This is a genomic window from Anaeromusa acidaminophila DSM 3853, assembly GCF_000374545.1.
GTDB lineage: Bacteria > Bacillota > Negativicutes > Anaeromusales > Anaeromusaceae > Anaeromusa > Anaeromusa acidaminophila.
On the sequence record NZ_KB894589.1, the window covers coordinates 142217 to 150792 of the forward strand.

Annotated in this window: 7 protein-coding genes; all 7 read left to right on the forward strand. The window is 44.3% G+C overall.

Annotated elements, in window-relative coordinates; genetic code table 11:
* On the forward strand, positions 1-3193 hold a 3193-nt coding region (locus tag C508_RS0107725; RefSeq protein ID WP_479688664.1), incomplete at its 5' end, for a calcium-binding protein.
* 26 nt (positions 3194-3219) lie between these two features.
* Positions 3220-3984 (forward strand): hypothetical protein, encoded by a 765-nt coding sequence (locus C508_RS0107730; protein ID WP_156817595.1) that lies wholly within the window; start codon positions 3220-3222, stop codon positions 3982-3984.
* An 85-nt stretch (positions 3985-4069) separates the two neighbouring features.
* Positions 4070-4987, forward strand: a complete 918-nt coding sequence (gene galU / locus C508_RS0107735; protein ID WP_018702978.1) for a UTP--glucose-1-phosphate uridylyltransferase GalU — start codon at positions 4070-4072, stop codon at positions 4985-4987.
* A gap of 2 nt (positions 4988-4989) precedes the next feature.
* Positions 4990-5988, forward strand: coding sequence for a UDP-glucose 4-epimerase GalE (gene galE / locus C508_RS0107740; RefSeq protein ID WP_018702979.1), 999 nt, complete (start codon positions 4990-4992; stop codon positions 5986-5988).
* A gap of 33 nt (positions 5989-6021) precedes the next feature.
* Entirely contained in the window at positions 6022-7461 is a 1440-nt protein-coding gene (locus C508_RS0107745; RefSeq protein WP_018702980.1) for an MBOAT family O-acyltransferase, read from the forward strand.
* A gap of 17 nt (positions 7462-7478) precedes the next feature.
* Positions 7479-8390, forward strand: coding sequence for a hypothetical protein (locus C508_RS0107750; protein ID WP_018702981.1), 912 nt, complete (start codon positions 7479-7481; stop codon positions 8388-8390).
* Positions 8391-8410: 20 nt separating this feature from the next.
* The coding region (locus C508_RS20920; protein WP_018702982.1) for a transposase at positions 8411-8576 on the forward strand (166 nt) is incomplete at its 3' end.

The window sequence follows — 8576 nt, forward strand, 5'->3', positions numbered from 1 at the left end:
CCTGGGAGCCGGGGCGGTAAACCTGACCGGCAACGCTGCGGACAACCGCTTGACCGGCAATGCCGCCGCTAATATTTTGGATGGCGGCTTGGGAGATGACACCCTGATCGGCGGCGCTGGGGATGATGTTCTTTATAGTGATGGCGGAAATGATATGCTAGATGGCGGCCTAGGACATGACCGCTACGTCTTTAAAGATACTTGGGGCGTTACGACGATTGCAAATGGATTATCTGAAGATATAATTGAGTTTGCTGATTTGTCGGTAAATGATGTTGCCAAGTTTACCTTTGGCTGTGGAGAATGGGCTATTGCAGCTGCTCAAGAAGTAGGCATAACGGTTGACAGTAATGCGCTGCTCATTATCCCCCGACTGAACGGCGCGGAAGTGCCGGCGCAGATGATTGTGATAAAGGACTGGGCGCCGAAAAAGGGAGGCAAAGTGCGCATTGACGGTAAAGACTATGCGCTTGACTTGGGAACCGGGGATAACGACATTTTTGGAGCTAAAGGAGCCGCTGTTTTAACCAGCGCTGGTGCCGACTTCATTAGAGGTTTTGAAGGGGATGACACCATTGACGGCGGCGGCGGAAGTGATATTATTCAAGGCGGCGATGGTAATGATACGATTTACTATCGGGGCTCCGAGTCCTGGCTTAACGGCGACGACGGTTCTGATACGCTGAGTTTGGCGAAATTGACGGCGGGAGCGATTGTTGATTTGACGGCGTCAGATACGAAGTTCTTTAACTTTGAAAAAATCATTGGTTCAAATTACAGTGACAAGCTTACTCTGGCTGACCAACAAGTTGGGCGCTTGGAGGGCGGCGCTGGCGATGACGTATTGATAGGCAGTAATTATTCGCAGAACCAAGAAGGAGACCGTTTAACCGGTGGTAAAGGCAATGACATTCTGATTGGCGGCGGCGGTTATGATCGTTATGTGTATTATCAGGGAGATGGCAAAGATACCATTAAGAAGACAGAAGCAAATAATGGAGAAGACAGTATTGCATTTGGACAGGGAATTTCGTTTGACGATTTGAGCTTCAAGCAGGTTAATGGTGATGACCTCTTGATTGGTATTAAAGATGCATCTTTTGCCACATCGACGATTACAGTGGAAGATTGGTTTACTACAGGCGGCGCTATAGGGAAGTTTCGTTTCTGGGATGACGCGGCCAATGATTGGCTGCAAAATGCGGCAGCAGGAGATACGAATGATATCTCAGGAAGTGTTTTGCAGGATGCTGTGAATGCAAAACTGTCAGCAGTAGTGGCTAATCCAGCGAACCCGTATGTTTATGATTTAAGTCAAAGTATCAATCATATGATCATACCGGCAGATAGCGGAAATAATCAGGATTACTTGCAAATTGTTGTGGAGTCGCCGGAACAGATGTATGAATATGTTCAGAAAACAGGGGCATCAATTCCTACTGGACAAATCAGCTATGATGCGAAAGGGAATCCGACGGACATGAAGATCACCTTTGATGCTAACCATTCGTTGGAACTAAAACAATTCTGGAGCAATCCGACAGCCCGCGTGAAAGGGTTTGAGTTTGTTATTCCGGGGATTGATGTGAAGTTTACTTATAAGTTGGCGATGGGTAGCGGCAATATAACAGGTACGGATGCCAATGAGTTTGTGCTGGGTTTTGACGGTGATACGGCGCAAGTTATTCACGGAGGCGGTGGAAACGATATTATTAGTGCTGGAGACGGGCCAGATACGGTATATGGTGATGCCGGAAATGATATTATTCTCTGCGAAATGGGCGGAAAAGTAAACGGACAAATGGTTGGGCAAACGGTCTCAGGCGGAGCGGGAGCTGATCGGTACATTATAAATCTTGGCGATGGTTCGAATAAAGGCTATGACGGCTGTTTTTCCAATACCACACTACTTTATGATGCGGTCAATCTTAACAGCAATGATATTGTGGACATACGGCTATACGATTTGCAAGGCTGGAATACTGTAGGGGTGAATAGAAGTCCAGTTGATCGAATTGTTATAACCGGAACAGGGGATGACTTGGTTCTTTCTGTATATAAATACAAAAATGAAGATGCTGCAGTAAATATTGGTGAAGTAGGAGGTCATGATTTCTGGGCATATTCAGACCAAAGAAGCCTTGATTTCTTGACGATCAAAAACGGGGCAAAATCAGCCGATGCGTGTCCGGTAATCAACATTGATTCAAAGAATTATGAAATCGTTAAAAATGGCGATAAGTATTCTTTGAACGAGGTAACGGGGACGACGAACCCGCCCGTTGCTCCAGTGCCCCTTCAACCTGTAGCGGATATGTATACGTATACCGTAGGAAGTGGTTCGCAATGGATTGCAGGGAATGCGGAAAACCATGAGGGCACCCTGAAGATAGTCCTTGATCCGTTAAACTTATTGGCAAAAAATCCGGCAGGATTTCAGCCGGCGGCTTCTATGCAGGGCGATGATTTGCAGCTTTCTTTTGTTCCGGGGGAATCGCTGGTATTGCAAGACTGGCTGAAAGGAGGAGACTATCAGATTAACCACTTCCAAGTAGCTTCGAACAGCGGCCCTGATATAAGCCTTTCCTGGGACTTGAAGGCCAGCAGTGCAAATGGCGGAACCGTATTAGGAACTGCTTCTAATGAGATGATTGTCGGCATGAATCAGGATGATGTTTTATATGGTTATGGCGGTAATGATATTCTAGCTGGCGGGGAAGGGTTTGATGTGCTGTACGGCGGTGCTGGAGACGATATTTTGATATATGATAATGGCTTTGGGAATGATAAGCTTTATGGAGAAGACGGCTGTGATTTCCTAAGCTGTATGGCTGGTGACGGAGTACTGGCAGGCGGAGCTGGGGCGGACACCTATTTTGTGCAGGTAAACAGTGAATGTCTGGCGAGAATTTCTCAAAATCCGTCTGCTTACATGGGAACAGAAATTGTTGCTGATGCCAGCAATGCAAGTGATACTCTGGTTATTCGAGGCATTTCGTCCATTGGAACTTTGAGTTTAACGGAGTCAGATACCGGTGTAACTATTGGACTAAGTGATTTGAATTTGGTGAAAGTGGACAAAACGGCTGAGGGCGTGCTGTATATGCCTCACGTGAAATTAGGTGATAATTTGTCTACATCCTATACGATTGATCTAAGCACCGGGACACCGACTTGGAAGCAGCTCGCCTAAGACTTTTTTTGCTTGTGATGTTGTGTTTGAGCCAATTTGTTTCACTTGGCGAGGCGGCAGAAAGCAGTATACACTATCAGCAAGCGTATTGGCAGCCAGGTTTTTCGGCAGGCGGGCGCTATGTGTCGCCCGCTTGGTCGGGGCAGGTGGACGCCGGGAAGGACCTGGGAATTGGCAGTACTCAGGGAGTGCTGCGGAAATTGACAATCGATGTATCTCCCCGGCTGTCTGTGAGTGTGGCTGGTTTTGAGGGAACCTTTGCGGGACAAGCCATGCGGAAGGAGCGGAAATATTTTCTAGGCGGGCTGATTTCCAGGGAAGTAACTCACCGGGCCACTGAGAACATTAACTTGCAGTATAAAAGTGCTGATCTGTATTTTTTGCGAAATGTGCGCAAGGAAGAGGGTACGAATACGGCCTGGATTTTGGGCGTGCGGCGAGTTTCGGCAACCGGTTCTGCTGTTTTGCGAAGCAAAATCCCGGAAAGTTCGGAAGTTGTCTCAGACTATGCGTTTTCCTGGGCCGGCTGGGCTCCTGTTGTAGGCGTGCATTGGGAAGAAAAAAAGAAGCATGTGACGTGGTCAGCTACTGCAGCCGGCCTGTCGACTGGAACTTCAGGACTGACTTTTGTAGATGTAGACATACAAGCTGCTTTTTGTAAACAAAAAAACAGCAGCTTAGTAGTTGGTTATCGTGGCTTGTTTTATCGGGACCGCAGAACGTTGGAAAAAACACAAATTGCTTCAGTAGATATTAAGGGGCCTTATTGGGGGCTAATGTTCTATTTTTGAGCTGAAAGCCGGAGGAGGAATCCTCCGGCTTTTTTGCGAATATATAAGTAGTTTGTTAAAGGAGAAGAGAAAGGTAGTTTAGCATATGCAAAAGAAAATCCGCAAAGCCATTATTCCGGCGGCTGGATTGGGAACCCGTTTTTTGCCGGCGACGAAAGCGCAGCCTAAAGAAATGCTGCCGATTGTAGACAAACCGGCCATTCAGTTTATTGTAGAAGAAGCCATAGCCTCGGGCATTGAGGAAATTTTGATTATTACTGGGCGCAATAAGCGTTCCATTGAAGATCATTTTGATCGGAACTTGGAATTGGAATATTCTTTAAAGGCTAGCGGTAAATATGACTTGTTGAGCTTGGTGCAGGAAATATCGGAAGTGGATATTCATTATATCCGCCAAAAAGAGGCGCGCGGCTTGGGGCATGCGGTGTTGTGCGCTAGGCAGTTTGTAGGGGATGAAGCTTTTGCAGTCATGCTTGGCGATGATATCGTGGATGCGACGGTTCCTTGCTTGAAGCAGTTGATAGAAGTATATGGGGACTGTGGCGGCTCTGTTTTGGGTGTACAGGAGGTGCCAAAGCGGCAGGTAAGTCGTTATGGCATTGTGAAAGCGCAGCGGGAAAAGGAACGCTTGTGGAAAGCATTGGATTTAGTGGAGAAGCCAACGGTGGAAGAAGCTCCTTCACGTCTGGCTGTACTGGGACGCTATGTAATTGAACCGGATATTTTTGATATTCTAGCTGCAACGCCGCCTGGTGCTGGCGGTGAGATCCAACTGACCGATGCATTGCGGACACTAGGTAAGAAAAGGCCAATTTATGCCTATCAGTTTGAAGGCCGGCGCTATGATATTGGTGATAAGCAAGGCTTTTTGGAAGCAACAGTGGAGTATGCTTTGAAACGTCCAGACTTGCGGGATGGTTTTTTGAAATACTTGCTGCATACGCTGGGGCCGGTGTTGAACGGAGAAGACGATAGCGGGGAAGGAAAAAAGGCGGGGAACTGACGATGAGAGTATTGGTGACAGGGGGAGCGGGGTATATCGGCTCTCACGTAGTGCGGGCGTTGTTGCAGGCTGGGCATGAAACGGTAGTGTACGATAATTTATCCACCGGGCATCGCCAAGCTGTGGCGGCGGGGGTGCCTTTTTATGAGGAAGATATTCGTTCTACGGAGCGTTTGACGGAAGTGTTGCTGGCGGAACGCATTGAAGCGGTGATTCACTTTGCCGCGTCCAGCCTGGTGGGAGAATCCATGCAGGAGCCGCAAGAATACTACGACAACAACATTGGGGGTACACTGTCGTTATTGTCAGCTATGCGGCAAGCCCATGTGGAAAATTTGGTGTTTTCTTCGACCGCGGCTGTTTATGGAGAACCGGAAGACTGGCCGATATTGGAGTCGGCGGTTACATGTCCGACCAATGTGTATGGGCGGACGAAACTAGTAATTGAAGGTATGCTTGCCGATTTTGCCGCTGCCTATGATTTGCGCTATGTATCCTTGCGGTATTTTAATGCTGCCGGCGCTTGTGAAAATGGAGAGATCGGTGAGGATCACGGTACAGAGACGCATTTGGTGCCGCTGATTTTGAAGACGGCTTTGGGACTGCGGCAAGCGATTTCAATATATGGAACAGATTATGAAACTGTTGACGGTACGTGCATCCGTGATTATATCCATGTTTGTGATTTGGCGCAGGCCCATGTGCTGGCTCTTGAGCATTTGGGGCGCGGCGGAGAAAGTCGTATTTATAACTTGGGTTCAGAGCAAGGATTTTCGGTGCGTCAAGTAATTGAGACAGCAAAGAAGGTGACACAGCAGGAATTTACTGTGGAAGAAGCTCCGCGCCGCGCAGGGGATCCAGCGGTGCTGATAGCGTCTTCGGCCAAGATTCGTCAGGAGCTGGACTGGCAGGCGCAGCGCAGTAGTTTGGAGATGATCGTTGGCGATGCATGGCGGTGGCATAAAGCGCATCCGAAGGGTTATTTTAAGGAGAAAAGTTAGAAACCATATATACTCAAAATTTTGAGGTGACGCATGCTTTTTAATTCATACGAATTCATTTTTGTGTTTTTACCATCAATCGTTGTTATTTACTTTTTTTTGTCGAAATTGAAATTGCTTAAATTAGCAACAATATCTTTAATTGGGGCATCATTAGTTTTTTATTTATATTGGGATGTTAAATATTTACCGTTGTTGCTAATTTCTATTTTGTTTAACTATTGTGTTGGTTTGCGGATAGAAGCAACAAGAAAGAAAACCTGGCTTTGTTTTGGCGTATTGACCAATTTATCGTTACTGGGGTATTTCAAATATGCAGGATTTTTATTAAGAACAATAAATGATGTGTTTGGAGCTTCATATTTTGTTCCGGAAATAACTCTACCGTTAGGTATATCTTTTTTTACTTTTACGCAAACAGCGTATTTGGTAGATGCATATAGAGGAGAAACACGAAAGTACAGTTTTTTGTCATATTTTTTGTTTGTGACCATATTTCCTCATTTAATTGCCGGTCCTATTTTATATCATAAAGATATGATTCCACAGTTTTCAAGGATGAGAAATTTTATTTTTTCACACAAAAATTTTGGACTAGGATTAAGCTTTTTTGTTCTTGGCTTATTCAAAAAAGTTGTGATTGCGGATACGTTGTCGCCATGGGTGAAAATCGCATTTGATAATGCTCAACAACTTACTCTAATTGATGCATGGCTAGGAGCAATCTTATATACGTTCCAGTTGTACTTTGATTTTTCCGGATATTCAGAAATGGCGATTGGTTTAGGATTAATGCTAAATTTGAAGCTGCCAATTAATTTCAACTCTCCTTATAAAGCAACTTCAATAATTGACTTTTGGCGTAGATGGCATATTACATTATCGCAATTTTTGAAGAACTATTTATATATACCATTGGGAGGAAATCGTGAAGGTGAGGCTAAGCGATTACGGAACTTAATGATTACGATGCTTTTGGGTGGGCTGTGGCATGGAGCAGGCTGGACATTTATTGTATGGGGTGGCTTGCATGGAATATATTTAGTATTTAATCATTTATGGAAACGATTAAATAAACCTCTACCTCGTCGGGCTGCGTGGGGGATTACTTTTGTATGTGTTATTGTTGCATGGGTGTTCTTTCGAGCCTCAAATTTATCAGACGCATTGGCAATCATTCAAGCTATGCTGGGAATGAAGGGGATTATTGTATCTAGCAATTTGATAACAATGGCTCCCCTGCTTTTTCATAGTCTTAATATTAATCAAGGAATGTTGTATGTTGAAAATAGTGGTAAAGAAATTGGTGTGATGTTGTTGCTTTTTGTGGTTGTATTGAAAATGCCGAACACTCAGGAATTAGTATCTCTCGTAAAACCCACGAAGATGGTTGCTATAGCTATAGTGATAATTGCCGTGGTCTCTATTTTTAAAATTAACAAAGTTTCAGAGTTTTTATACTTTCAATTTTGAAAATAAGGGGAATGATAATGCTATCTTGGAAGCGATGGAATGTGCTGGTCTTGGCAGCGTTTTTTTCGGTGCTAATACTGGTTAGCTTTTCTGCAGAATATGTATTGTTTCGGTTGAATGAAAATCTTGACATTGAACAATCGATTGAAAAACAAATTGGAGAAGGTGCTCTTTATGGACGATTGTTGATTGGACAGGATGCTATTTATAAGATGCAAATGGCAAAAAAGCAGCGGGCTGATATTTTGGTAATTGGTTCTTCTCGAGTTATGCAACTACGGCGAGAATTTTTTTCTGATGATATGTCTTTTTTTAATGCGGGTGGGTGCATGCCAAACATAGAACAGGGAATAGAGTTTCTTGATGGTATTACTATAGAATATAAGCCGAAAGTGATAATGTTAGGAATTGATTTGTGGTGGCTTAACGGAGCATATAATGAGAAAGATAACCGTAAGAAAGAAATACTATCAAACAATATGATTCAGAATCGATTGTTTTTATATGGGTCATTGTTTGATAACGTGATTAATGGAAACATCAGAAGGATTAATGTAAATGTTTTACGAGATAATTTTCATAATGCTTTTGATCCATTTGAACATCGTCCCGCGATAGGTTTATTGGCTGCTCTAAATGGAGATGGATTTCGAGTCGATGGCAGCTATCAATATGGTGGGATAATTACAGGAAAAAAGAGTAGTGATAAGAATTTTGAGGATACTCATAAGAGAATTGCAACAGGAACTGCTCGATTTGAATACACTGAGACTGTAGATGCTAAGAAACTAGAACAATTGAAGCGGTTTGTTAGCGTTGTTAAATCTAAAGGAATTCCGATTGTGGTATTTGCGCCGCCATTTGCTCATGTGGCATGCCCCCCGAAAATCGAGCCAGATTTTAAGTTAGAAAAAAGTATGCTAGACTAACTTAAAAAGGAGCGAAAAACATGGGGAAGAAAAGGTATACGGCAGAACAAATCATCGTGCATTTAAGAGAAGCGGAAATCCTGTGCGGACAAGGAAAGACGATTGCTGAAACCTCACGGCAGCTCGGAGTAACAGAGCAAACGTATTATCGTTGGCGTAAGCAATACGGAGGAATGACTTCTTCCG